This is a genomic window from Pseudomonas shirazensis (genome assembly GCF_014268785.2).
Taxonomy (GTDB): Bacteria; Pseudomonadota; Gammaproteobacteria; order Pseudomonadales; family Pseudomonadaceae; genus Aquipseudomonas; species Aquipseudomonas shirazensis.
Window position 1 is genome coordinate 97,301 of the sequence record NZ_JABWRD020000004.1, and the last position, 26,166, is coordinate 123,466.

A 26,166-nucleotide genomic window follows, 5' to 3' on the forward strand; every position below is an offset into this window, starting at 1 on the left:
GAGGCAAGCAGCGGCGACGCGCTTGCCTCTCTTTATATGCATAGCCAGTAGATCAGCCCGCAGCAACCGGTTTGCGACATTTTGGCTAATTACTCTAAATATGACTTATATAATTCATTGAGTCATATTTGTGACCGTTTGGCCTGTTTTGGCCTCTAGGCGACCCTTGGCAAAGCTGATACTCTCGGCCCGCTTTCAGAGGATACGGTTTGCAATGAACCGGCGCCTTCTATCAATAATAAACGCATAAACGCGTATAAAGAATTCGCTGTTGCTCAAGGAGTTGGCTTCCATGATCGAAAATTTTTGGAAGGATAAGTACCCAGCCGGGGTAGCGGCGCAAATCAATCCTGATGAATTCCCCAATATCCAGGCGGTGCTCAAGCAATCCTGCCAGCGTTTTGCCGACAAGCCGGCCTTCAGCAACCTGGGCAAGACCCTGACCTATGGCGAGCTGTACAGGCTGTCCGGCGCGTTTGCCGCGTGGCTGCAGCAGCACACTGACCTCAAGCCGGGCGACCGCATCGCCGTGCAGCTGCCGAACGTGCTGCAGTACCCGGTGGCGGTATTCGGCGCCATGCGCGCTGGCCTGATCGTGGTCAACACCAACCCGCTGTACACCACGCGGGAAATGGAACACCAGTTCAACGACTCTGGCGCCAAGGCGCTGGTGTGCCTGGCCAACATGGCCCACCTGGCTGAAAAGGTGGTGCCCAAGACCCAGGTCAAACACGTCATCATCACCGAAGTGGCTGACCTGCTGCCGCCGCTGAAACGGCTGCTGATCAACAGCGTCATCAAATACGTGAAGAAGATGGTTCCGGCCTATCACCTGCCCAAGGCCGTACGTTTCAACGATGCCTTGGCCAAGGGGGCCGGCCAGCCGGTCAACGAAGCCAACCCGCAGGCCGATGATGTTGCCGTGCTGCAGTACACCGGCGGCACCACCGGGGTGGCCAAGGGCGCCATGCTCACCCACCGCAACCTGGTCGCCAACATGCTCCAGTGCCGTGCGTTGATGGGCGCCAACCTGCATGAAGGCTGCGAGATCCTGATCACGCCGCTGCCGCTGTACCACATCTATGCCTTTACCTTCCATTGCATGGCAATGATGCTGATCGGCAACCACAACGTGCTGATCAGCAACCCGCGCGACCTGCCAGCGATGGTCAAGGAACTCGGCAAGTGGAAGTTCAGCGGCTTTGTCGGCCTCAACACGCTGTTCGTTGCCCTGTGCAACAACGAAGGCTTCCGCGCTCTGGACTTCTCGGCACTGAAGATCACCCTGTCCGGCGGCATGGCCTTGCAGTTGAGCGTTGCCGAGCGCTGGAAAGCCGTGACCGGCTGCGCCATCTGCGAAGGCTACGGCATGACCGAGACCAGCCCGGTTGCTGCGGTCAATCCGGCTGAGGCCAACCAGGTCGGCACCATCGGCATCCCGGTGCCGTCGACGCTGTGCAAGATCATCGATGACAGCGGCCAGGAGCTTGCCCTGGGCGAGGTCGGCGAGCTGTGCGTCAAAGGCCCGCAGGTGATGAAAGGCTACTGGCTGCGCGAAGATGCTACCGCCGAGATTCTCGATGCCGATGGCTGGTTGAAGACCGGCGACATCGCCTTGATCCAGACCGATGGCTACATGCGTATCGTCGACCGCAAGAAGGACATGATTCTGGTGTCCGGCTTCAACGTCTACCCTAATGAACTCGAAGACGTGCTCGCCGGCTTGCCGGGTGTGCTGCAGTGCGCTGCGATCGGTGTGCCGGACGAGAAGTCGGGCGAGCTGATCAAGGTGTTCCTCGTGGTCAAGCCGGGCATGACCCTGACCAAGGAGCAGGTCATGGAGCATATGCGCGCCAACGTAACCGGCTACAAGGTGCCGCGTTATATCGAGTTCCGCGATGCCTTGCCAACCACCAACGTCGGCAAGATCCTGCGCCGCGAGCTGCGTGACGAAGAGCTGAAGAAGCAAGGTCTGAAAAAGACTGCCTGAGCAGGCGGCGACTGCGCGGCAGCCCATGCCCGCGCAGTTGCCACTGCAGCTGTCAGCGCAGTTTTTCCAGCATCTGGTAGTACCACATCCCCGCCGCCAGCAGCGGATTGCCGAGCAGCTCGCCCATTGGCACCTTGACGTGCTTGCAGCCGGCAAAGGTATCGAACTTCTCCAACGTTCCGGTCACCGCCTCAGCCATGATTTCACCCATGATGTGGCTGGTGGCAACGCCGTGCCCGGAATAACCCTGGCAGTACCAGACGTTCTCCGAGAGCTTGCCCAACTGCGGAATGCGGTTGACCACGATGCCCATCGCGCAGCTCCACTGGAACTCGATCGGCACGCCTTTGAGAGCGGGGAAGGTGCGCTCGATGCACGGCCGCAGCTCGCCGGCGATATCTCGTGAATCCTTGCCGGAGTAGTTGGCGCCGCCGCCGAACAGCAAGCGCTTGTCGGCGGTCAGGCGGTAGTAGTCGAGGACAAAGCGGCAGTCGTACACCGCCAGATCCTCCGGGTTGATCTGCTCGGCCAGTTCGCCCAGTGGCGCGGTGGTGACGATGCCGCCCATCGCCGGGAAGATCTTGCCCTTTAGCTGGCGCTTTTCCAGCTTGTGATAGACATCGCCGGCGAGCATCACTTGACGCGCCTCGATCCGGCCCTGGGCGGTGACTACCGCCGGGCGAGGGCCGTGAACGATGTCGAGTACCTCGGAATTCTCGAAAATCAAGGCGCCCATCGCGTGTGCCGCGCGCGCTTCGCCCAGACACAGGTTGAGCGGGTGCAGGTGCAGGTTGCGCATGTTCTTCAGGCCGCCCAGGTACAGCGGGCTCTGCAGGTAGCGGGCGACCCCGTTGCGATCGAGCAACTCGAGCTGATCACCCATGCCGCGGCGTTGGGCCTCAGCGTGAAAGCTCTGCAGCTCGGCCATGTGCGATGGCTTCATCGCGGTGTGCAGGTGGCCGCGCTTGAGGTCGCACTCGATGCCGTAGCGTTGCACCCGTTGCTCGATGATCTCGTGGCCGCGCCAGCGCAGTTGCCAGATGAAGTCATCGACCTCGCTGCCGAGGCGCGCGCTCATCTGCTGGCGCATCGCCTCGTCGCCGGACAGGCTGCCCGTCACCTGGCCGCCGTTGCGCCCGCTGGCGCCCCAGCCGATGCGATTGGTTTCGACAATGGCCACCTTGAGCCCACGTTCGGCCAGCTCGACCGCCGTGGCTACGCCGGTGAAACCGCCGCCGATGATCGCCACATCGACCTGGTGCGTACCCTGCAGGGTTGGGTACTGGCTATGGTCGTTGACAGTGGCGCTGTAGTAGGACGGCGCGCGCTGGGCCGAACCCTTGTTCAGTGCTGCGTTCATGCGAATTCCTTGAGATGAAAAGGGTAGGGCTCAGGCCTGATGCAGGTACCAGCGCCAGTCCTGCTCGCCGACTTCGGCCATGAACTGGCGGTACTCGGCGCGCTTGACCTTGAGGTATACCCCGAGAAAATCCTCGCCGAGAGCCTCTTTGGCCCAGGCCGACTGCTCCAGTGCATCGAGCACGGTCAGCCAGTCGGTGGGCAGGTGTTCGGTGGCCTGGGCATAACCGTTGCCCGTCACCGGCGCGCCGGGGTCGAGCTGTTCGCGCAGGCCCTGATGGGTGGCGGCGAGAATCGCCGCAGCCGCCAGGTACGGGTTGGCGTCGGCGCCGCAGATGCGGTGTTCGATGTGCCGGCTGTTGGCCGGGCCACCTGGCACGCGCAGGCTCACGGTGCGGTTGTCGACGCCCCAGGTCGGCGCCAGCGGCGCGTAGCTGTTGGCCTGGAAGCGGCGGAACGAGTTGGCGTTGGGGCAGAACAGCAACAGCGATTCATGCAGATGGCGGAGCATGCCGGCGACTGCCTGGCGCAGCAGCGGCGTGCCGGCCGGATCTTCACTGGCAAACAGGTTGCGACCCTCGGCGTCGGCCAGGCTCAGGTGCATGTGCATGCCGGTGCCGGCCAGTTCGGCGAACGGCTTGGCCATGAAGCACGCCTGCATCCCGTGGGCATGGGCAATGCCCTTGACCAGGCGCTTGTAGCGCACGGCCTGATCCATCGCCGCCAAGGCGTCGCCGTGTTCCAGAGTGATCTCGACCTGGCCTGCGGCGTACTCGGAAATCGCCGTGCGCGCAGGGATACCCTGGGCTTTGCAGGCGGCGTACAGGTCAGCCAGAAACGGCTCGATCTGCTCCAGTTCGCGCAGGCCATACACTTGGGTGGCACGCGGGCGGCCGCCGTCGTTGTCCAGCGCGGGCTGCGGCCGGCCGTGGGCATCGCGCTGCTGGTCGAGCAGGTAGAACTCCAGTTCGCAAGCCATCACCGGGTGATAGCCGTCGGCTTTGAGCGCTTCGATGGTGCGCAGCAGGACGTGACGGGGGTCGGCAACACTGGCCGGCAGGCCTTCACGCGGGTGCATGCTGACTTGCACCGCTGCGGTTGGCACCCGCCGCCACGGCAGGCGCACCAGACTGCCCTGCAGGGGATAAGCGCGGCAGTCGATATCGCCGACGTCCCACACCAGGCCGGAGTTTTCCACGTCGTCGCCATTGATGGTCAAGCCAAGAATGGTGCTCGGCAGCGGCCTGCCGCTTTGGTACACCGCCAGCAGTTCGTCACGGTGCAGCAGCTTGCCGCGGGGCACACCGTTGGCATCGAGAATGAACAGCTCGATCAGGTCGATATCGGGGTTATTGGCCAGAAACTGTTCGGCCTGCTCAAGGGGAGCAAAGTGCATGGTGGATTCGCTCGCGGCTCATTGCTGAGGCGCACGGACCTGCACGCAATGGGCGCCAGGCCGGACTGGGTAAACCGGCGCAGAGACGCCGGGTGTGGTCAGTGCAACGCGGGCGAAAGATCGGGCGGGCGAGCGTGGCGGCAATGCCACAGGGCCCAGAAGGCGAGGATGATGTGCACCAGCGGATTTTCGCCGACACAGGCCCGGGCCTTCGGCAGCGAAGGGCGGGACGGCGGGCGTGCGGTGCGGGTGGGGACGCTCATGGGTCGATACTCCCATGGGCAGTAAGGTTGATTAAATCAGCGAATGGCTACCTTAAGTTAGCTGCTCGCTAAACATTCGCGCCAGCCATGCTCGCTGAGGTTCACGCGACCCGCGCCCGGCGCTGAAAGCAAAGATTCGGCAAATCTGCGACAATCGCCCCTCTTCGAATGCCAATCATGTACCAGCAGGCTCACCTGCATCATTAAAAAGCCCCATGACTGATAACGCCATCGACCAGCTGCTGAACAATCTCGACCACGCCATGATCGCCGACCGTCATCGTCTGCGCCGGCAACTGCACGAGCTGCGCAAGCGCCCGGACGAGGCCAAGCTGGCCTTGTGGGCAGACAAGGTGCAAGCCTCGTTCGACAAAGTCAGCGCGCGCCAGGCGAGTGTGCCGAGTATCCGCTACGACGACAGCCTGCCGATTGCGGCCAAGCGTGACGAGATCAAAAAAGCCCTGAGCGAACACCAGGTGCTGATCATCGCCGGCGAAACCGGCTCTGGCAAAACCACCCAGCTGCCGAAAATCTGCCTGGAACTGGGCCGCGGCAGCCATGGCCAGATCGCCCACACTCAGCCGCGCCGGATCGCTGCACGCAGCGTGGCCGCGCGGGTTGCCGAAGAGCTCGGCACGCCGCTGGGAGCATTGGTCGGCTATCAAGTGCGCTTTGAAGATCAGAGCGATGCCAACACCTTGGTCAAGCTGATGACCGACGGCATCTTGCTGGCTGAAACCCAGCATGACCGCTTTCTTGAGCGCTACGACACGATCATCGTCGACGAAGCCCACGAACGCAGCCTGAACATCGACTTCCTGCTTGGCTACCTGAAGACCTTGCTGCACCGTCGGCCCGAGCTGAAGCTGATCATCACCTCGGCGACCATCGATCTGGAGCGCTTCTCCAAGCATTTCGACGATGCGCCGATCATCGAGGTGTCTGGCCGTACCTATCCGGTCGACACCTGGTACCGGCCGCTGACCAGCGAGCATGACGAGGAAGGCAACCAGGTCGAAGAAGACCTCAGCGTCGATCAGGCGATTCTGGCGACCCTCGACGAGATCGCTGCGCACGAGCGCAGTGCCGGCAAGGGGCCGGGCGACGTGCTGGTGTTTCTGCCGGGCGAGCGGGAGATCCGCGACGCCGCCGAAATGCTGCGCAAGGCGCAATTGCGCCACACCGAAATCCTGCCGCTGTATGCGCGGCTGTCGCCGGCTGAGCAGCAGAAAATCTTCCAGTCGCACCCGGGCCGTCGCGTGGTGCTGGCGACCAACGTCGCCGAGACCTCGCTGACCGTGCCGGGCATCCGCTACGTGATCGACAGCGGTACCGCGCGCATCAGCCGCTACAGCTACCGGGCAAAGGTCCAGCGCCTGCCGATCGAGGCGGTGTCGCAGGCCAGTGCCAACCAGCGCAAGGGCCGCTGTGGCCGGGTCGAGCCGGGCATCTGCATTCGCTTGTACAGCGAAGATGACTTCAATGGCCGGCCGGCGTTTACCGACCCGGAGATCCTGCGTACCAACCTCGCCGCGGTGATCCTGCAGATGCTGCATCTGCGCCTGGGCGATATCGATGCCTTCCCGTTCATCGAGCCACCTGATGGCAAGGCCATCAGCGACGGTTTCAACCTCTTGCAAGAGCTGTCGGCGGTCAACCGCGAGAACCAGCTGACCCCGCTCGGGCGGCAATTGGCACGCCTGCCGATCGACCCACGGCTGGGGCGCATGTTGCTTGAAGGCGCGCGCCTGGGCAGCCTACAGGAAGTACTGATCGTCACCAGTGCGCTGTCGGTGCAGGACCCGCGCGAGCGTCCACCGGAGCGTCAGCAGGCGGCCGATCAGGCTCATGCGCAATGGAAGGACGTCGACTCCGACTTCGCCGGGCTGGTCAATCTGTGGCGCGGTTTCGAAGAGCAGCGCCTGGCGCTGACCGCCAACCCGCTGCGCAACTGGTGCCGCAAGAACTTCCTCAACTACCTGCGCCTGCGCGAGTGGCGTGATGCCCATCGCCAGCTGGCGTTGATCTGCCGTGACCTGCAACTGACCGTGAACAAAGAGCCGGTCGATTATCAGCGCATGCACAAGGCTATCCTCAGCGGCCTGCTCAGCCAGATCGGGCAGAAGACCGAAGAGGGTGATTACCTCGGTGCGCGGCAGCGGCGCTTCTGGATTCATCCATCGTCCGGCATCGGTCGTAAGCGCCCGCAGTGGGTGATGGCCGCCGAGCTGGTCGAAACCACCAAGCTGTATGCGCGCATGGTCGCCAAGATCGAACCGGACTGGATTGAGCCGTTGGCCGGCCACCTGATCAAGAAGAACCACTTCGAGCCGCACTGGGAGAAGAAGCGTGGCCAGGTGGTCGCCTTCGAGCAGATCACCCTCTATGGGCTGATCCTGGTCGGTCGCCGCCCGGTGCATTACGGCCCGATCGATCCGGTGGTTTCGCGTGAGCTGTTTATCCGCGAAGGGCTGGTTGGCGGCGAAATTCAGTCGCGGGCCAAATGCCTGACGGCCAACAAGCGCCTGCTCGAGCAGCTCGACGAACTCGAGGCCAAGGCCCGCCGCCGGGATATTCTGGCCGACGAAGAAACCCTCTACGGTTTCTACGAAGCACGCCTGCCGGCAGAGATTCACCAGACCGCGACCTTCGATGCCTGGTACCGCATGACCAGCCAGAAGGACGCCAACCTGCTGATCATGCGCGAAGAGGACGTGCTCGCCCGCGAGGCCAGCGAAGTCACTGCCGCGCAGTATCCGGACACCTTGAAAATCGGTGATCTGAGCCTGTCGCTGAGCTATCACTTCGAGCCCAATCATCCACGCGACGGCGTCACCGTGCGGGTGCCGGCGCCGCTGCTGCCGAGCCTGCCGGGCGAGCGTCTGGAGTGGCTGGTGCCGGGCCTGCTCGAAGCCAAGTGCATTGCTTTGGTGCGCAGCCTGCCCAAGGCGCTGCGCAAGAACTTCGTGCCGGTGCCGGACTTCGTCAAGGCGGCGCTTTCGCGCATGACCTTTGGCCAGGGCAGCCTGCCTCAGGCCCTTGGCCAGGAGTTGCTGCGCATGACCGGTGCGCGCGTCTCGGACGAAGCCTGGGCCGAAGCCGTCGAGCTGGTCGAGAGCCATCTGCGGATGAACATCGAAGTGGTCGACGGCGAGGGCAAGTTCCTCGGCGAGGGCCGTGATCTGGCCGAGCTGACTGCACGCTTTGTTGCCGCCAGCCAGGCGGCGTTGGCCATGCCGCGCACCGAAAAATCCGACCAGCCAGTGCAGGCCAAGGCCTTTACCCCGGTAGCCGAGACCGCCCAGCAGAAGATCGCCGGGTTGTCGATGACGGTGTATCCGGCGCTGGTCGAGGACAAAGGCGCGGTGCGCGAAGGGCGTTTTTCGACCCATGCCGAGGCCGAGTTCCAGCACCGCCGGGCGTTGCAGCGGTTGCTCCTGCAGCAGTTGGCAGAGCCGGCCAAGTTCCTCCGCAGCAAGCTGCCGGGGCTGACCGAGCTGGGCTTGCTGTACCGCGACATGGGCCGGGTCGAGGCCCTGGTCGAGGATATTCTCCTGGCCAGCCTCGACAGCTGCATCCTCGACGGCGAGGCGCAGTTGCCGCGCGATGGCGCCGGACTGGCGTCGCTGGCCGAGCGCAAGCGCGGCAGCTGGGCGGAGCATGCCGAGCGGCTGGCGCGCCTGAGCCTGGAGATCCTCAAGCTGTGGCATGGCCTGCAAAAGCGCTTCAAGGGCAAGATCGACCTGAGTCAGGCGGTTTCGCTCAACGACATCAAGCAGCAGCTGGCCAACCTGGTCTATCCAGGGTTTATTCGAGAGACACCTGCGCAGTGGCTCAAAGAGCTGCCGCGTTACCTGAAGGCGATCGAGCTGCGCCTGGAAAAGCTGGGCAGTCAGGTGCAGAAGGACCGGGTCTGGAGTGGCGAGCTGGCCAATCTCTGGGCGCAGTACAAAACCCGTGCCGACAAGCACGCTCAGGAAGGCAAGCGCGATGAGCAGCTGGTGCTGTATCGCTGGTTGCTGGAAGAGTACCGGGTGTCGTTGTTCGCCCAGCAGTTGGGGACCAAGGTTGCGGTTTCGGACAAGCGCCTGAGCAAGCAGTGGAGCCAGGTAGAAGGTTAAATTGCTGAAGTTGTGGCAAACTCGCTGCAGGTTTCAGCGAGACCTGGCCAGGCCGGCATGGGCAGCAATGCGCCGATGCAGGTGTGGCCAGGCGCAACGTTCGAAGGCACAGCCTTCGGCCGTTTCAATGCAGACAATTACAGGTTCAACTTGGTACCAAGGTGCCATTAGCCAAACCCTATTTCGGCCAACGCCCCAGCGTGATGGCCTTCGACCAGAGGAACGATCGTGCATAACGTCGTGATCAGCGGCACCGGCCTGTTTACTCCGGCCCAGAGCATTTCCAATGAAGAACTGGTGGAGTCGTTCAACACCTGGGTGCAGCAGTTCAATGCCGACAACGCCGACGCCATCGAGCGTGGCGAGGTCGAGGCTCAGGCCGAATCCAATGCAGCCTTTATCGAAAAGGCTTCGGGCATCAAGAGCCGCTTCGTCATGGACAAGGCCGGCATCCTCGACCCGCAGCGGATGAAGCCGCTGCTGCCTGAGCGCAGCAACGAAGAACAGTCGATCCTCTGCGAGATGGCCGTGAGCGCGGCGCTGATGGCATTGCAACGCGCTGGCCGCACTGCGGCCGATGTCGATGGCGTGATCGTCGCCTGCTCCAACCTGCAGCGGCCATACCCGGCCATCGCCATCGAAGTGCAAGCTGCGTTGGGCATCCAGGGCTTTGCCTTCGACATGAACGTGGCCTGCTCCTCGGCGACTTTCGGCATCCAGACCGCCGCCAACAGCGTGCAGCTGGGGCAGGCGCGGGCGGTGCTGATGGTCAACCCGGAGGTGTGCACCGCGCACCTGAACTTCCGTGATCGCGACAGCCATTTCATCTTTGGTGACGGCGCCACGGCAGTGCTGATCGAGCGTGCCGACCTGGCGACCTCGGCGCACCAGTTCGAGATTGTCAGCAGCAAGTTGCTGACCCAGTTCTCCAACAACATCCGCAACAACTTTGGCTTCCTCAACCGCACTGCCGAAGACGGCGAAGGTGCTGCCGACAAGCTGTTCGTGCAGGAAGGCCGCAAGGTGTTCCGCGAAGTGTGCCCGATGGTGGCCGAGCTGATTGCTCAGCATTTGGCCGAGAACGATCTGCAGGCCAGTGACGTGCGCAGGTTCTGGCTGCATCAGGCCAACCTGAGCATGAACCATCTGATCGTGAAGAAGCTGGTCGGCCACGAGGTGGCTGAAGAGGATGCGCCGGTGATTCTTGATCGGTATGCCAATACCAGCTCGGCGGGCTCGGTGATTGCCCTGCATTTGTATCAGGATGATCTGCCCAAGGGCGCGTTGGGCGTACTGAGTTCGTTTGGGGCGGGGTATTCGATTGGCAGCGTGATCCTGCGCAAGCTGTGATCTAACAGCGAGGCTGCTTTGCAGCCCTTCGCGGGTGAACCCGCTCCCACAGGTTTCGGCGGCGCTGCAGATCCCTGTGGGAGCGGGCTTGCCCGCGAAGGGCTGCGTAGCAGCCCCAGATTACTCGGTTAGAACTTGGCTTCCAGATCCACCTGCAGGGTGTCGACATCGGCATTGCTGTTCGGCAGCTGCGACAGGTCGGTCTTGGCCATCAGATAAGCAGCGCCCACCGAGAAGTTCTTGTCGATTTCGTAACCGACCTTGAACTTGTGCCCACGCGAACCGGTGTAGCCGTTGCCGAAGTCAGAGTCGGTAAACAGGCTGACCACAGCGTTGCGTTGCACGTCGCGGTAGTTGTAATCCAGGCTCCAGGCGCCCAGCTTGGTCTTCAGACCCGCCAACCAGGCCTGATCTTCGCCATCGGTGCTGTCGGTGTTCTTCACGTACTGACCATAGGCCGAGAGTGGCAGCGCCAGGCCGGTCAGGTCGATCTGGCCAAAGCCTTCAACCAGGTTGAACTCGTTGGTGGTGTTGCCGAACGAGCGCAGGATGGTCGCTTCCTTGTCATTGTCGTAACCGTAGATGCTGGCGCCAACGGTGACCTTGAGCGTGTCTGCCGGAGCGAAGCGTGCACCCAGCTGGCCGTGGTAGACCTGTGCGTCATGCTTGTACTGCACGCCGTCGCCGTCGACGTTGTCCTTGAGAGTGTACTGACCGGCGCTGGCAAACACCTCGGCACCGCCCAGGTCGGTCTTGTAGGTAGCCGCCACGCCTTCCGGGTTGATGTCGCTGTCCCAGATGATGTCGCCCATGCTCACCCATGGCTGAGCCATTTTACCGCCGATCAAATGCAGGCCGGGCAGGGCAGTCGGGTGCCAGTCGAGGTAAGCCAGGTCGACCCACAGCGACTTCTTGTCGAAGTAGTTGTCCAGGCTCTGGTTGGTCGAACGGCGGTCGGCGCTGCTACCGGTGGCGATACGCACGCCTGCATCGACCTGTGGGTTGATCTCGCTGTAGAAGCCGACGCGAGCACGCACGCGCTGACGGTCCTGGTTGCCGCTGGAGGCGTTCGGGTCATCGACATTGACGTCTTCGTAACGCAGGCGCACATCGCCTTTGATCTGGGTCTTGGCCGCCCAGGCGACTTTCTGTTCGAAGGAGCTCATGCGTTCGGCCTGGGCTTTCTGCGTGGCTTTTTCCTTGGTTTCCTGAGACAGGTCGGCCTGCAGCTCGTTGTACTGTGCCTGGTTGATCGAACCATTGGCGCGCAGCATCTCGAGCAGCTTGGCGTCGACTGCAGCACTGGCTGGAGTACTCAGAGCCAGCATCAGACCGGTCAGGCTCACTCCAGTTAGTGTAGAAACAAGACGCATAAAGTTCTCCCGTGTTGAGCAATATGGGGAGGCTTGGACGCCCACCCCCGAGTTGGCAATTCTGCGCAAAGCGCCTGAATAGACAGGTCGCCGCGGTTTCGAAAACAGGCGCAAGTATTGCGGGGGGCAATGACAGAATAATGTCTATTTAGTGGCACTGCGGTTAAACAGTCCGCCTGGATTTGTCAGTGGCGCCATCCTTGCCGGATACTGGCGGCCACCTCGACGAGCGCTTATATCGTGATCAGCTTGTACAGCCTTGCCCACATCCGCGACCTGCCAGCCGCTAGCTGGGATGCACTGGTGCCCGCCGGCCAGCCGTTTTTGCGGCATGCGTTTCTCAGTGCCATGGAAGACAGCGGCAGTGTGGTACGGGCCACCGGCTGGGCCGCCGAGCACCTGGTGCTGGAGCGCGACGGCGAGGTGCGCGCGCTGTTGCCGGCCTATCGCAAGTGGCATTCTTTTGGCGAGTATGTGTTCGACCATGGCTGGGCGGATGCCTGTGCCCGGGCCGGTATCGCCTACTACCCCAAACTGCTCGGCGCGGTGCCGTTCAGCCCGGTCAGTGGCCCACGCTTGCTGATGCAGGACGCAGCCGACGGCTTGCTGTTGTTGCAGGCGTTGCCTGAATACCTGAACAAGGGCGGCTTGTCCGGCGCGCACATCAACTTCACCGACACCGCGCTGGATCAGACCATCGCCGGCTTGCCGGGATGGCTGGAGCGCCTCGGTTGTCAGTTTCACTGGCGCAACCGCGGCTATCGGGATTTCCAGGACTTTCTCGACACCCTCAGCTCACGCAAACGCAAGCAGATGCGCAAAGAGCGTGAGCAGGTGGTTGGCCACGGTATCGACTTCCAGTGGTACCGCGGTGATCAGCTTAGTGAGCTGCAGTGGGACTTTGTCTACCTGTGCTACGCCAACACCTACACCATCCGCGGGCGGGCGCCGTATCTGACCCGTGAGTTCTTCAGCCTGCTGGCCGAGCGCATGCCCGAGGCCATCCGCGTGGTAATTGCGCGTCAGGCCGGCCGCGATGTGGCCATGGCCTTGAGCCTGGCCGGCGGCGACAGCCTGTTCGGGCGCTACTGGGGCGGCCTGGATGAGTTCGACCGGCTGCACTTCGAGACCTGTTTTTACCAGGGCATGGACTTCGCTATCGCTGAAGGGCTGCAACGTTTTGATGCTGGCGCGCAGGGCGAGCACAAGCTGATTCGCGGCTTCGAGCCAGTCATCACTCGCTCGTGGCATTACCTGCTGCATCCAGGCTTGCGGGAGGCGGTTGCGGAGTTTCTGCAGCAGGAGGGGGAGGGGGTCAGAGCCTACGCCGAAGAGGCGCGGAGCCTGCTGCCTTATCGTCAGGAGTAAGGCGCAGCAAGGTATACGCCGAGCCTGTGCAGGCCCGGCGCGACAATGCTGTCAGTCGACCCCGACGAAGCCGCCCGTCTGGTGGTGCCACAAGCGTGCATACAAGCCCTGATGGGCGAGCAGTTCGGCGTGGGTGCCGGTCTCGACCACATGGCCTTGGTCAAGCACGACCAGTCGATCCATGCGTGCGATGGTCGACAGTCGGTGGGCAATGGCGATCACCGTCTTGCCTTGCATCAGCGTCTCCAGGCTCTCCTGAATAGCCGCTTCCACCTCTGAGTCGAGCGCCGAGGTGGCTTCGTCCATGATCAGGATCGGCGCGTTCTTCAGCAGTACCCGGGCAATCGCGATGCGCTGGCGCTGGCCACCCGAGAGCTTGACCCCGCGCTCGCCCACATGCGCATCGAAGCCGGTGCGGCCCTGCGAGTCGGACAACTGGCCGATGAAGTCATCGGCCCTGGCCCCGCGCACGGCAGCCCAGACTTCCTCGTCGCTCGCGTCGGGCCTGCCGTACAGCAGGTTGTCGCGGATCGAGCGGTGCAGCAACGAGGTATCCTGGGTGATCATGCCGATCTGTGCGCGCAAGCTGGCCTGGTTGACCTCGGCGATGTTCTGCCCATCGATCAGGATGCGCCCGCTTTCAACGTCGTACAGACGCAGCAGCAGGTTGACCAGAGTCGACTTGCCGGCGCCGGACGGGCCGATCAGGCCGATCTTCTCACCCGGACGAATATCCAGGTTCAGGCCATCGATGACCCTGCGACCCTTGCCATAGTTGAAGCCGACGTTGTCGAAGCGCACCGCGCCGCGCGTCACTTTAAGCGCTGGTGCCTGCGGCTGGTCGGTGACCGTGACCGGCTGGGCAATGGTCTGCAGGCCGTCCTGGACCATGCCGATATTCTCGAAGATGCCGTTGACCACCCACATGATCCAGCCCGACATGTTGACGATGCGGATCGCCAGGCCGGTCGCGAGGGCAATGGCACCCACGGTAATCAGCGAGTTGCTCCACAGCCACAGCGCCAGGCCGGTGGTGGTGACTACCAGCAAACCGTTGAGCGTGGTGATGACCACATCCATGCTGGTGATCACGCGCGAGGCCAGCTGGGTTTTCTCGGTCTGCTCGCTGATCGCTTCACGGGCGTACTGCTGCTCGTAGTCGGTATGGGCAAACAGCTTGAGGGTAGTGATGTTGGTGTAGCCGTCGACGATCCGACCCATCAGCTTGGAGCGGGCATCCGAAGACACCACCGCCCGCGCCTTTACCCTAGGTACGAAGTAACAGAGCGCGCCGATGTAGCAGGCGATCCACACCAGCAGCGGCACCATCAGGCGCCAGTCGGCTTCGGCGAACAGCACCAGCGCACTGATCGCGTAGATCAGCACGTGCCACAGCGCATCCACCGCCTGCACTGCCGAGTCGCGCAGCGAGTTGCCGGTCTGCATGATGCGCTGGGCGATGCGCCCGGCGAAGTCGTTCTGGAAGAAGTTCATGCTCTGCTTGAGCACGTAGTTGTGGTTTTGCCAGCGAATCATGCTGGTCATGCCCGGGCTGATGGTCTGGTGCACCAGCAGGTCATGCAGGCCGAAAAACAGCGGCCTGATCAGCAGCACCACCACCAGCATCCACAGCAGCTCGGCGCCGTGCAGGCTGAAGAAGTTCGGGTCCGGGGTGCCCTGGGCGAGGTCGATGATCCGGCTCAGGTAGCCGAACATCGCCACCTCGATCAGCGCTGCGACCAGGCCGACGATCAGCAGGGCAACGAAGCTTGGCCAGACCTGACGCAGGTAGTACAGGTAGAAGGCCCACACCGTACTTGGTGGAGCCTCGCTCGGGGCGTCACGGAAGATATCGATGAGCTTTTCGAAACGGCGGTACAGCATGGGCATTGCAACTCCTGTTCTACCCGACCGCAGGCAGTATCACGTCCCTGTGAAACCTTCGGTCAGTCGATGCGTTTGGCGGACTTGATGAACACCGGGTCAGCCGGGACATCACGCATGCCTTTTTTCACGGTGGTCTGCGAATTGACGATCTGATCGACCACTTCCATACCCTTGGTGACCTTGCCGAACACTGCATAGCCAGCGTCACGGCCCGGGTCGAGGAAGGCGTTGTCATTCACGTTGATGAAGAACTGGCTGGTGGCCGAGTTCGGGTTGGACGTGCGCGCCATCGACAAAGTGCCGCGGGTGTTGCGCAGGCCATTGCTGGCTTCGTTCTTGATCGGGTCTTTGGTGTCCTTCTGCACCATCTGCTCGGTGAAGCCACCGCCCTGCACCATGAAGCCCGGAATGACCCGGTGGAAGATGGTGTTGTTATAGAAGCCGCTGTCCACGTACTGCAGGAAGTTTTTGGTGCTGATCGGTGCTTTTTCGGCGTTCAGCTCGATTTCGACCGGACCGAAGCTGGTGTCGAGCAGCACGTGCGGGGTCTTGTCCGAGGCCAGGACGCTAGTGGCAAAAGCAACCGAACAGGCAGCGAGCAGAATTTTTTTCAGCATGGGCTCAAAGATCCTTGAGAGGTGGAAATGCTAGTGAGGAACTGCAGCAGGGTCTGGTTGAAGACCTCGGCTTGATCAAGCGGCGTAGCGTGCCGCGAATCTTCGATTACCGCCAGCCTGGCGTGCGGGATCCGTTCGACATAACGCTGTTTTAGTTGTACCGGGGTGTAATCGTGGTCGGCGGCGATCACCAGGGTGGGACACTGGATCTGGTCGATGCGTTCCGCCACGCCCCAGTCGACGATGGCGTCGAAGCTCCTCAGGTAGGCGCGCTTGTCGTTGCGCGCCCAGCGCTGGATCATCTTCTCCCGCAGGTCAGCCTGCTCGGGTTTGGGGAACAGGCGCGCAGCCAGGCCTTTGCCCACCGTCTCGACACTCAAGGCGCGGGCGAGGGCCCAGCGCTTGGCCCACCAGAGCCAATCGCTGCGGGTGCGCCGTTTGACTTCGGGGGCGCTGTTGACGATGCACAGGCTGCGCAACCAGCGCGGGTGATCGACGGCGAACTGAAAGCCGATCATGCCCCCCATCGACAAGCCAACCAGGTGCACCGGGCCGGTCTGCAGGTGTTCGAGCAGGGCCAGCAGGTCTTCGCTGAAGGTTGCGATCTGGTAGCCGTCGACGGGTTTGTCCGAGCGGCCATGGCCGCGGCTGTCGAGCAGGATCACCCGGTAGTGCTGACTCAGCAGCGGCACCTGCAGCTCCCAGTCGAGGCTGCTCGAACCGAGGCCATGCAGCAGCGCCAGCGGTTCGCCCTGACCGTATTGCTGGTAGTGCAGGGTGCAGCCTTCATGTTCGAAATAGGCCATGGGCGCGGGCTTCTCAGGCTTGTGGAGGGGCGGCGAAAGGCACGTCCAGCGGCGCGGTGTCGAAGCTGCGCAGCAGATCGATGAGGATCTGCGTGGCCGGGCCGAGGGCTTTCTCTTTGCTCGAGTAAAGGTAGAACAGTGGGTGGCGACTGCCACCTTGATCCAGCTGCAATGGCTTGAGCAGCCCCTCGCGCAGCTCGCGCTCGATCATGTGCCGCGGCAGCCAGGCAAAGCCCAGACCGCTGCCGACAAAGGTCGCGGCGGTGCCCAGGCTACCGACTGTCCAGCGCTGCTCGGCGCCGAGCCAGCCGACATCTTTCGGTTGAGCGCGGCCGGAGTCGCGGATCACCACCTGCAACTGGCTCTCCAGATCCTGGAAGGTGATCTCGCGGCCCAGTCGGTGCAGGCTGTGTTCCGGGTGGGCGACGGCGATGAACTCGACCGAACTCAGCTCGGTGCCCAGGTAACCGCCGATGCTGAAGCTGCTGATGGCAAGGTCGGCGATGCCTTCGTGGAGCACTTCTTCGACCCCGGACAACACCTCTTCGCGCAGGCGCACGCGACAGCCGCGGCTTTGCGGCATGAACGCGCTCAGTGCGCGCACCAGGCGGGCGCTGGGGTATGCGGCATCGACCACCAGGCGCACCTCGGCTTCCCAGCCTTGTTCCATATGGTGGGCCAGGTCTTCCAGCTGACTGGCCTGCTTGACCAGGTGCCGCGAGCGGCGCAGCAGCACGTTGCCGGCTTCGGTCAGCACGGCCTTGCGCCCGTCGATGCGCAGCAGCGGCACGCCGAGTTGCTCCTGCATGCGCGCCACGGTATAGCTGACCGACGATTGCGAACGGTGCAAGGCGTCGGCTGCCTGGGCAAACCCACCGTGGTCGACCACTGCCTGCAGGGTTCGCCACTGATCAAGGGTTACGCGCGGCGCTTTCATCTTCGGCTCCTGTTGTCCTAAGCTGCGCTCTTTCAAGGAGAGCGCCCTGTGAAGAAATATTGTCTGGCTGTCTTGCTGTGCCTGCCATTGAGCGCAATGGCTTACCCGATCGATGTGACCAAGGACATCAGCGGGGTGAAGATCGACTACACCGCCTATGACACTGATCAGGACATCGGCAGCATTACCGTAAACAACTACGGCGAAGTGGCTGCGGCGTGCAAGGTCAGCTTTCGCAACGGCCCGGAAGCGCCTCGCGTGCGGCGCGTAGTGGTGCCGGCAAACAAAAGCGTGGACGTGACCGCCAAGTTCAACCGGCAGATCATCAAGTTGCGCATCGCGCTGAGCTGTCAGCCGCAATAAAACGGATAAATCGATAGGTTGACTCCACTTTTTACGCTTTTTTATCGATAGGTCAACCTCTAATCTCGCCTCCATTGAATCGCACCCCGTTTATGCCAATGGAGGCACCATGTCCCACGTATTGATCATCGAAAGCAGCGCCCGCCAGCAAGATTCCGTGTCGCGCCAGCTGACCCGCGACTTCATCCAGCAGTGGCAAGCGGCGCATCCTGGCGACCAGATCAATGTGCGCGACGTTGCCGCCAACCCGCTGCCGCACCTTGACGCCGACCTGCTCGGCGGCTGGATGAAGCCTGCGGAGCAACGGTCCATGCCTGAGCAGGAGGCTTTCGAGCGCTCCAACCAGCTGACTGACGAACTGCTCGCCGCCGACGTGCTGGTGATGGCGGCGCCGATGTACAACTTCACCATTCCCAGCACCCTCAAAGCCTGGCTGGACCATGTGCTGCGCGCAGGTATCACTTTCAAGTACACCCCGACCGGACCGCAGGGCTTGCTGCAAGGCAAGCGCGCCATCGTTCTGACTGCCCGTGGCGGCATTCATGCCGGTGCCGGCAGCGATCATCAGGAACCGTACCTGCGTCAGGCCATGGCCTTCATCGGCATTCACGACGTGGAGTTCATCCACGCCGAAGGGCTGAACATGAGTGGTGATTTTCACGAGAAGGGCGTCAACCAGGCCAAGGCCAGGCTGGCCGCGCTGGCGTGAGCCACGGAGGCTTGATGTTGCCCGCTGCCGAGTGGTTGCCCAGGGTGGCGCAACCGGCTAAGGTCGCCGCCTTGATTTGCGAGAGAGCACCATGGGCTATCTGATTATCGTCGCGCTGATCCAGGCGTTTTCCTTCAGCCTGATCGGCGAGTACCTGGCCGGCAACGTCGACAGCTACTTCGCCGTACTGGCGCGGGTGCTGTTGGCCGGGCTGGTGTTTCTGCCGCTGACCCGCTGGCGCCAGGTCGAACCGCGCTTTTTGCGCTCGATGCTGCTGATCGGTGCCTTGCAATACGGCGTCACCTACGTCTGCCTGTACCTGAGCTTCCGCGTGCTGACTGTGCCCGAGGTGCTGCTGTTCACCATCCTCACGCCGTTGCACGTGACCTTGATCGAAGACGCCCTGAACCGGCGCTTCAACCCTTGGGCGCTGGTGGCTGCACTGGTGGCAGTGGCAGGTGCGGCGGTGATCCGCATGGACAGCATCAGTGGCGAGTTCTTCATCGGCTTCCTGCTGCTGCAACTGGCCAACTTCACCTATGCCGCAGGTCAGGTGCTGTATCGCCACCTGATCGCCCGCAACCCCAGCGACTTACCTCACTACAAACGCTTCGGCTACTTCTACCTCGGCGCGCTGCTGGTGGTGCTGCCGGCGTTTCTGCTGTTCGGCAATGCCCAGCGCCTGCCGAGCACCGATGTGCAGTGGCTGGTGCTGTTGTTCCTGGGGCTGGTGCCGACAGCGCTGGGGCTGTACTGGTGGAACAAGGGCGCCTGCCTGGTTTCTGGCGCAACGCTTGCGGTGATGAACAACCTGCATGTGCCGGTGGGCTTGCTGCTCAACCTGCTGATCTGGAACCAGCACGAGCCGCTTGGGCGCTTGCTGCTAGGTGGCTTGATCATTCTGGCCTCGGTCTGGCTCAGCCGGCTGGGCAGCAATCACGCTGCGCCAATGCTCGGCAGAGTCAGGCGATAGTTGCGGTTGCTCTGCGCTTCAGCGCAGGCTGATCACGACCTTGCCCTTGGCGCGTCCCTGTTCTACGTACGCCAGGGCGTCGGCAGTTGATTGAAATGGGTAGACCTTGTCGATGATTGGCCTGATGGCACCTGACTCCACCAAGGTGGTGATCTCGCTGAGCTGAGCGCCGCTGGAGCGCATGAAGACGAACTTGTACCTCACCCCGGCTGCCTGTGCGGCCCTGCGAATGCGCAGGCTCAACAGACGAAGAACCTGGCGCAGCGCCCAGGGTAGCCCCTGCGTCTCGCCGAACTCAGGCGTTGGCGGGCCAGAGATCGAGATGAGTTGCCCGCCGGGTTTGAGCGTCTTGACCGATTGCTGCAAAACATCCGCACCGAGGCTGTTCAGTACCACGTCATAGTCGCGCAGTACGGCGTCGAATTGCCGGGCGGTGTAATCAACCACGACATCCGCACCGAGTGCCTTCACCCATTCGACATTCGCCGTGCTGGTGGTCGTCGCGACGAACGCGCCCAAGTGCTTGGCCAGCTGGATCGCAACGCTGCCCACGCCGCCTGAACCGGCGTGGATCAACACCTTCTGGCCTGGTTGCAACTGGGCCGTTTCAACCAGCACCTGCCATGCCGTCAGTGCCACCAAGGGCAGTGACGCGGCCTGCTCCATGCTGATGTTGCGTGGCCTGTGGGCCAGTGCTTGCTGGTCAACCGCGATCAGCCCGGCAAAAGTGCCGATGCGATCCTGGGGTGGCCTGGCATAGACCTCATCGCCCGGTTTGAACAGGCTTACATCAGCGCCGACGCTGACGACGACACCGGCCAGATCGTTGCCCAGTATCAGCGGCAAGCGGTAGGGAAGGATCGGCTTGAATTCGCCTGCTCGCAGCTTCAGGTCCAATACGTTGACGCTGGCAGCGTGTATCTGCACCAGCACGTCATTGGTGCCCATTGCAGGAGCAGGCACGTCAGTGATCTTGCCACTGTGCTTGCCATATCGCTCGATGGAAAACGCTTTCATGATTTGTCGCTCGAGGGGGAGGGCGGGCAGTGCCCTTGCGTAGCGTTGGCTTGCCCGCCTGCTGGCAGCTCAGGCCTGAGCTTGATAGCGCTCGGCTACGACGGACTGGCGAATCTCTGCCAGCAAGCCTTGCCGGGCAAGCTGCAGCGCATCCCAACGTGCAGCGTCCTGCAGGGGCGGGATGGTCACCGGCTCGCGGCGGTCGAAACCGACCAGCGCAGCATCGACCAGCTCGCCCACGGCCATCACTTCAGTCAGGGTATTGATATCGATACCCGCACGATCCCAGATCTCGGTGCGGGTTGCCGCAGGCAGCACGGCCTGGACATAAACGCCCTTGGGCGCCAGCTCAAGGCTCAGACCCTGTGACAGGAACAACACGAAGGCTTTGGTCGCGCCGTACACGCTCATGCCGAATTCCGGCGCCAGGGCCACCACAGAACCGATATTGATGATCGCGCCGCTGCCGGCCTGCGCCAGCCGTGGCGCGATCGCGCTGGCCAGTCGAACCAGGGCGGTGGTGTTCAGCGCGACCAGGTTGGCCACGCTGTCGGTTGATTGCTCGATAAAGCTGCCGGACTGCGCGGCGCCGGCGTTGTTGACGAGCAGGGTGATGCTGCTGTCATCGCGCAAGCGGGCTTCGACGGTCGCCAGGTCGCTGCTTTGCGTCAAGTCAGCCTGAATCACATCGATGGCCACGGCATATTGCTGGCCAAGCGTTGCGGCGAGTGCATCCAGGCGGGTCTTGTCACGGGCTACCAGCACCAGATCATGGCCGCGCTGGGCGAAGCGCTCGGCGTAGGTTGCGCCGATGCCAGAAGAAGCGCCGGTGATCAGTACGGTTTCAGCATTGTTCATGGACGGGAACTCAAGGTGAGTGGCTGTTGGGCAGTCTGATGGGGAAGCGTTTTTATGATGTCGATCATAATCAAAAGTGTCAACGGTTTTGATTATGGTCGACATCAGAGTATGCTGAGCCATCGTCAAGAAGTCCCCCGAGGCGCCCTATGAAAATCACCAAGACGCAATCACTCGCCAATCGCGCGCATATCGTCGAGACGGCTTCGCAGCTGTTTCGTGAACGCGGCTACGACGGTGTGGGTGTGGCCGAGCTGATGGCCACTGCCGGGTTCACTCAGGGGGGGTTCTACAAGCACTTTGGCTCAAAGGCCGACCTGATGGCCGAAGCGGCAGCGCTCAGCCTGGAGAGGTCTGCCGCCGGTGCGTGCACTATTGGCCTGGAGGAGTTCGTCAATCGCTACGTCTCCCGTGCCCACCGAGATGGCAGAGACACAGGCTGCACCGTTGCAGCCTTGGGTGGCGATGCTGCTCGCCAGTCCGATGAGGTCAAGGCGACCTTCGCCAGCGGCATCGAAAAGACCCTTGCAGCATTTGAAGAGAAGTACCGGGCGGGGACAGGGGCGACGCCCGAGCAGGCGCGCGCGAAGGTCGTGAGCCTGTTTACTCATGCCGTGGGTGCCGTCATGTTGTCGCGGGCGTGCCCGGATGACTCAGCGCTGGCAGACGAAATACTGCAAGCGTGCCGGGCGGAGCTGCTGGATGCGCTGGCTGCCGACTGAACAAGGTTTGCGCTGCTGCGCAAACCTTGCGTCCAATTTCTCGGCAATCAGCTGGCGTGGTGCGGCAGCGGTGACAAGCCACTGCTCTTGATCGCCGCATCTGCCTGAGGCGAAGCCAGGTATTCAAGCAGTGCCTTGGCCGCGGCCTGATGCTGGCTCTTGCTGACCATGGCGCCGGAGTACATGGTCATCTTCTGTGCCTCGGCCGGGATCAAGCCAACGATGCTGATGCCCGGTACCGGCTTGAGTTCGCTGAGCTGCTGAAAGCCGATCTGCGCCTGCCCGCGAGCGACCACTGCACCGACCGGTTCTGCCGGGATCATGTGGGCTTTGGCATCGAACGTCGACCTCAGCTGCAGGCGTGGGAACAACGTCTTGGACAGATAAACACCGCTGGCGCTGTCCGAATAGGCGACCGATTTGCTCTCCACCAGCACCTTGCGCAGGTTCTGCATCGTGCTGATGTCCGGCTTCGGCTCGCCCTGGCGCACGGCCATGGCGATGAAGGACTTGCCCAGGTCGACGCGGCTGGCCTTGTCTGCCTGGCCGTCAGCGATCAGCGTGTCCAGCGCCGAGCCGACCATCAGGACCACGTCAGCATCCTCACCCTTGGCCAGCCTGTTGGGGATCGCCTGCGGGGTGTCGCCCATCGACGGCGCCGCCAGGACATTCAGTTTGACCCCGAACTTTTTCTGGTAAGCCGGCGCCACTTCGCGAATCGCACCCATGATGCCGCCCGAGCTGAGCACGGTCAGGGTATTCGCGTCGCCAGGTACGGCTTCAGCTGCCGAGCACGCGAAGGTGGCCAGCAACAGTGCCGCGCAGAAGCATGGGAATGTTCTGCGGATCAAAAGAATCCAGATTACTGAGCCGCAGTCACCGGTTCAGTTAACGGGCCGTGAAGGATGTTTCATGTTCTGAGCAAGCTGCGTGAACGACTATCGCCTATGTCGGTACAGCAGGGCAGGAGCTGCGGCATGGAGCAGTGGCTTGCGGAGTGATAAATCGCGGGCGAAAGAAAGCCCGCTGCTAGGCGGGCAAGTTCAATCACACGTAGGGATGGCTATAGATTGCGCCCCTTGCCGTGAAAATTAGGTGAAAGCAGAGTCAACACGCCGTCAGATTTCACCCACCGAATTCGATCCCGTCTGTAGCGTTGAGATGGACGCATTTTGGGCCCGGCAGCTGGGCTTGTGATACAGCGATTGATAACAAAGATGCATCAATCCATGAAAATTAAGCACTAACTGTTTCAAAATGTGTCCCGCATACTCTAGTTTAGAGCGTAACAAGCATTTTAAGAATATCGCTGGAGATCCGTCATGCATGCTTCATCCCCCGCTGCGGGCACTGCCCGTTCCCGCGCCGCAGCCGTGTTCCGCGTCACCTCGGGTAATTTTCTCGAGCAGTTCGACTTCTTCCTGTTCGGCTTCTACGCCACTCAGATTGCGACCGCATTCTTTCCTGCGGCGAGTGAATTCGCTTCCCTGATGATGACCTTTGCGGTGTTCGGCGCAGGCTTCCTCATGCGCCCGCTGGGCGCGATTGTGCTCGGTGCCTACATCGATGACGTGGGCCGGCGCAAAGGTTTGATCGTGACCCTGTCGATCATGGCCAGCGGTACGCTGTTGATCGTGCTGGTGCCCGGATACGCCAGTATTGGCCTGTGGGCACCGGCCCTGGTCTTGCTCGGACGGCTGCTGCAGGGCTTCTCGGCTGGCGCCGAATTGGGCGGGGTGTCGGTATACCTGTCGGAAATGGCCACGCCTGGGCGCAAGGGCTTCTACACCAGCTGGCAGTCCGGCAGCCAGCAAGTGGCGATCATCGTTGCCGCAGCACTGGGCTACGGCTTGAACCAGTGGTTGGCGCCTGAGCAGATCAGCGAATGGGGCTGGCGCGTACCGTTTGCCGTGGGTTGCATGATCATCCCGTTCATCTTCCTGCTGCGGCGCAGCCTGCAGGAAACCGAAGAGTTCGCCAATCGCACCCATCGCCCGACCATGAAGCAGGTGGTGGCAACACTGGCCAGTAACTGGGGGGTTGTCATCGGCGGCATGCTGATGGTGGCAATGACCACCAGCGCCTTCTACCTGATAACCGTATATGCACCGACCTTCGGCAAGACCGTACTCAACCTGACCACCACCGACGCCTTGCTGGTGACGCTGCTGGTCGGCGTATCGAACTTCTTTTGGTTGCCCATCGGCGGCATGCTCAGCGACCGCTTCGGACGCAAGCCGATGATGATAGCGATGACCGTGCTGACGCTTTTCACCGCTTACCCGGCGCTGTCGTACCTGGCTCAGGCAGCGAGCTTCTCGCACATGCTTGAAGTGCTGCTGTGGTTCTCGTTCCTCTATGCGCTCTACAACGGCGCAATGATCCCGGCGCTGACCGAGATCATGCCGGTCGAGGTGAAAGTGGCCGGGTTCTCGCTGGCTTACAGCCTGGCCACGGCGCTGTTTGGTGGGTTCACCCCAGCCATGTCGACCTGGCTGATCCACCTCACCGGTGACAAGGCTGCACCGGCGTACTGGGTAACTTTCGCTGCTGGCTGCGCCTTGTGCGCCACGTTGGTGTTGTACCGCCGGGTCAAGACCGCTCAGCCACACGCGGCAGTTTGATCGGGTTTTGATGACGCCTGGCGGCTCAGCTACCAGGCATCAGCCCGGTGAGTCTTCCTGGGAGCCCAACTCTTTCTGAGCGGTGATCGCCTTTGCTTGGGGTGACATACCAGCGGCTCTCTGAGAACTAAGGTGGGTAAGCTGACGGCGCCTGGCCTGACGAAAATCGCAGGCAAAAGAAAGCCCGCTGCTAGGCGGGCCAAGGTCTATCACGTAGGGATGGATATAGACTGCCTTGGCGCTCGTGAAAACTAAGTGAAAGGTTGGTCAACGGGGTGTCAGATCTGCGCCCCTCTTTTTCTCGGATACACCTGGAGAATCGCTATGGCTGATGCAATTAATGATGATCGTCCCGTATACCAGGCCGCCTGCCATTGCGGGACCGTGCAGTTTTCCGTGCGCTTGACCGATGGTGTGCGTACCGCGCGCAGGTGCAACTGCTCGCTCTGCCGTATGCGCGGTGCCGTTGCGGTATCAGCCAACCTGGACGATATCAGCGTCACGCAAGGGCAAGAGGCGCTCACCCTCTATCAGTTTCACACGCGTGAAGCCAAGCACTACTTCTGCTCCAAATGTGGCATTTACACTTTCCATCAGCGCCGTTCTGCGCCTGATCAGTACGGGGTCAATGTGGCTTGTATTGAAGGTATGAGCCCATTTGATTTCCCCGAAGTAATTGTCAGTGAAGGCCGGATTCATCCTAAAGATCGCGCAGGTGGCGGCTCGCAAGTTGCAGGGTGGCTGCGCTACGTGAGCAGTCCTGAGTGACAGCCCAGCGTGTCTACTCGGCTTGGGCGTATGGTAGAGCTCTAGAGGTGTCCATCAGGCCGATATAGATGCTGAAATTCTTGAGTCCCGACGGAGTGCTCGCACCCGCACTGGCATTGCCTCTGCCAACAGATTAGCTACTCTGTGGTTGGATAAAGTCCCAAGGAATGCTTGCCATGAGAAGGAAATTGAGTATTGCCGCAGTATTCTCCCTAGCTCTGGTTGTAAGCCCGATCTTGCTGGCAGACCCCGGGAAAGGGAAAAGCCACGACAAGGGAGGACAACACGCAAGCCAAGGTCATCAGGGCAACAGCAATGACTGGCATCAAGGGCCTTCCGTCGATTTGGGAGGGGTGCGAGTCATCCTCAATGACAATCGCAATTACTGGAATCCAGGCTCTTCCTTACCGCCAGGTATCCAGAAGAATCTGGCGCGCGGCAAGCCTCTCCCGCCAGGGATCGCGAAGAAGCTGGATAGCCGACTGATCGGACGACTTCCTCATTACGATGGTTATGAGTGGCAGCAAGCTGGAACTGATTTGCTGCTTGTGGCCATTACTTCAGGTGTCATCTATGAGGTACTACATAATGTTCTTGACTAAGTCCGCTAGCCTAAAAAGCCCATGAAATGGGTCTTGTGACAGGAAAAGCTTGAACCACCTGAT

The 26,166-nt window shown here is 61.8% G+C and carries 21 protein-coding genes; 11 read left to right on the forward strand and 10 right to left on the reverse strand.

The genetic code is table 11. The features are described from left to right. Positions 1-292 precede the first annotated feature (292 nt). Positions 293-1,990 carry a long-chain-fatty-acid--CoA ligase FadD1 gene (gene fadD1 / locus HU736_RS20530; RefSeq protein WP_186697828.1) on the forward strand — a complete coding sequence of 566 codons (1,698 nt, stop codon included), beginning with the start codon at positions 293-295 and terminating at the stop codon, positions 1,988-1,990. Positions 1,991-2,042: 52 nt separating this feature from the next. Here fadD1 and HU736_RS20535 read toward each other — a convergent pair whose 3' ends face one another. Both HU736_RS20535 and HU736_RS20540 read right to left on the reverse strand, forming a co-directional pair. After that, positions 2,043-3,350, reverse strand: coding sequence for an NAD(P)/FAD-dependent oxidoreductase (locus HU736_RS20535; RefSeq protein WP_186697829.1), 1,308 nt, complete (start codon positions 3,348-3,350; stop codon positions 2,043-2,045). Positions 3,351-3,380: 30 nt separating this feature from the next. Further along, entirely contained in the window at positions 3,381-4,745 is a 1,365-nt protein-coding gene (locus HU736_RS20540; RefSeq protein WP_103436508.1) for a glutamine synthetase family protein, read from the reverse strand. Positions 4,746-5,223: 478 nt separating this feature from the next. Between HU736_RS20540 and hrpA the strand changes: the two genes are divergently transcribed. Continuing rightward, entirely contained in the window at positions 5,224-9,129 is a 3,906-nt protein-coding gene (gene hrpA / locus HU736_RS20545; RefSeq protein WP_186697831.1) for an ATP-dependent RNA helicase HrpA, read from the forward strand. Between the two features lie 228 nt (positions 9,130-9,357). Further along, positions 9,358-10,479, forward strand: coding sequence for a beta-ketoacyl-ACP synthase III (locus HU736_RS20550; protein WP_101317571.1), 1,122 nt, complete (start codon positions 9,358-9,360; stop codon positions 10,477-10,479). Positions 10,480-10,607: 128 nt separating this feature from the next. Here the strand turns inward: HU736_RS20550 and HU736_RS20555 are convergent, their stop codons facing one another. Then, positions 10,608-11,852: a putative porin gene (locus HU736_RS20555; RefSeq protein ID WP_103436510.1), complete on the reverse strand. Its 1,245-nt coding sequence runs from the start codon at positions 11,850-11,852 to the stop codon at positions 10,608-10,610. Positions 11,853-12,092: 240 nt separating this feature from the next. On the opposite strand from HU736_RS20555, the gene HU736_RS20560 reads away from it, so the two are divergent. Then, a complete protein-coding gene (locus HU736_RS20560; protein ID WP_186697834.1) occupies positions 12,093-13,220 on the forward strand; it encodes a GNAT family N-acetyltransferase in 1,128 nt (375 codons plus the stop codon). Between the two features lie 51 nt (positions 13,221-13,271). On the opposite strand, the gene HU736_RS20565 is transcribed toward HU736_RS20560, so the two are convergent. The 4 genes from HU736_RS20565 to HU736_RS20580 form a co-directional block, all read right to left on the reverse strand. After that, the gene (locus HU736_RS20565; RefSeq protein WP_186697899.1) at positions 13,272-15,104 is read right to left on the reverse strand and encodes an ABC transporter ATP-binding protein; all 1,833 of its coding nucleotides are present in this window, start codon (positions 15,102-15,104) and stop codon (positions 13,272-13,274) included. Between the two features lie 62 nt (positions 15,105-15,166). Beyond that, positions 15,167-15,724, reverse strand: coding sequence for a peptidylprolyl isomerase (locus tag HU736_RS20570; RefSeq protein WP_101317577.1), 558 nt, complete (start codon positions 15,722-15,724; stop codon positions 15,167-15,169). Continuing rightward, positions 15,718-16,530, reverse strand: a complete 813-nt coding sequence (locus HU736_RS20575; protein WP_186697836.1) for an alpha/beta fold hydrolase — start codon at positions 16,528-16,530, stop codon at positions 15,718-15,720. The genes HU736_RS20570 and HU736_RS20575 overlap by 7 nt, the downstream gene beginning before the upstream one ends. 13 nt (positions 16,531-16,543) lie before the next feature. Next, complete coding sequence (locus HU736_RS20580; protein ID WP_103436513.1) at positions 16,544-17,467, reverse strand: LysR family transcriptional regulator; 924 nt, start codon at positions 17,465-17,467, stop codon at positions 16,544-16,546. Between the two features lie 48 nt (positions 17,468-17,515). On the opposite strand from HU736_RS20580, the gene HU736_RS20585 reads away from it, so the two are divergent. The 3 genes from HU736_RS20585 (at position 17,516) to HU736_RS20595 (ending at position 19,512) form a co-directional block, all read left to right on the forward strand. Further along, on the forward strand, positions 17,516-17,830 hold the full coding sequence (locus tag HU736_RS20585; RefSeq protein WP_101317583.1) for a 3-phosphoglycerate kinase: 315 nt from the start codon (positions 17,516-17,518) through the stop codon (positions 17,828-17,830). Between the two features lie 109 nt (positions 17,831-17,939). Continuing rightward, positions 17,940-18,539 carry an FMN-dependent NADH-azoreductase gene (locus HU736_RS20590; RefSeq protein WP_103436514.1) on the forward strand — a complete coding sequence of 200 codons (600 nt, stop codon included), beginning with the start codon at positions 17,940-17,942 and terminating at the stop codon, positions 18,537-18,539. 91 nt (positions 18,540-18,630) lie between these two features. Beyond that, the gene (locus tag HU736_RS20595; protein WP_186697838.1) at positions 18,631-19,512 is read left to right on the forward strand and encodes a carboxylate/amino acid/amine transporter; all 882 of its coding nucleotides are present in this window, start codon (positions 18,631-18,633) and stop codon (positions 19,510-19,512) included. Positions 19,513-19,530: 18 nt separating this feature from the next. Here the strand turns inward: HU736_RS20595 and HU736_RS20600 are convergent, their stop codons facing one another. Together HU736_RS20600 and HU736_RS20605 are read right to left on the reverse strand one after the other, a co-directional pair. Further along, on the reverse strand, positions 19,531-20,529 hold the full coding sequence (locus tag HU736_RS20600) for an NADP-dependent oxidoreductase (RefSeq protein ID WP_186697840.1): 999 nt from the start codon (positions 20,527-20,529) through the stop codon (positions 19,531-19,533). 69 nt (positions 20,530-20,598) lie between these two features. Then, entirely contained in the window at positions 20,599-21,387 is a 789-nt protein-coding gene (locus HU736_RS20605; RefSeq protein ID WP_186697842.1) for an SDR family NAD(P)-dependent oxidoreductase, read from the reverse strand. A gap of 149 nt (positions 21,388-21,536) precedes the next feature. Between HU736_RS20605 and HU736_RS20610 the strand changes: the two genes are divergently transcribed. After that, positions 21,537-22,109 (forward strand): TetR/AcrR family transcriptional regulator, encoded by a 573-nt coding sequence (locus HU736_RS20610; protein ID WP_103436518.1) that lies wholly within the window; start codon positions 21,537-21,539, stop codon positions 22,107-22,109. Positions 22,110-22,156: 47 nt separating this feature from the next. On the opposite strand, the gene HU736_RS20615 is transcribed toward HU736_RS20610, so the two are convergent. Next, a complete protein-coding gene (locus HU736_RS20615) occupies positions 22,157-22,960 on the reverse strand; it encodes a substrate-binding domain-containing protein (RefSeq protein WP_189691569.1) in 804 nt (267 codons plus the stop codon). Positions 22,961-23,431: 471 nt separating this feature from the next. Here HU736_RS20615 and HU736_RS20620 point away from each other — a divergent pair, with 471 nt between their 5' ends. The 3 genes from HU736_RS20620 (at position 23,432) to HU736_RS20630 (ending at position 26,103) form a co-directional block, all read left to right on the forward strand. After that, positions 23,432-24,733 carry an MFS transporter gene (locus tag HU736_RS20620; protein ID WP_101317597.1) on the forward strand — a complete coding sequence of 434 codons (1,302 nt, stop codon included), beginning with the start codon at positions 23,432-23,434 and terminating at the stop codon, positions 24,731-24,733. A 324-nt stretch (positions 24,734-25,057) separates the two neighbouring features. Next, complete coding sequence (locus HU736_RS20625; RefSeq protein WP_186697844.1) at positions 25,058-25,501, forward strand: GFA family protein; 444 nt, start codon at positions 25,058-25,060, stop codon at positions 25,499-25,501. A gap of 176 nt (positions 25,502-25,677) precedes the next feature. After that, entirely contained in the window at positions 25,678-26,103 is a 426-nt protein-coding gene (locus tag HU736_RS20630) for an anti-virulence regulator CigR family protein (RefSeq protein WP_186697846.1), read from the forward strand. Positions 26,104-26,166: the final 63 nt, after the last annotated feature.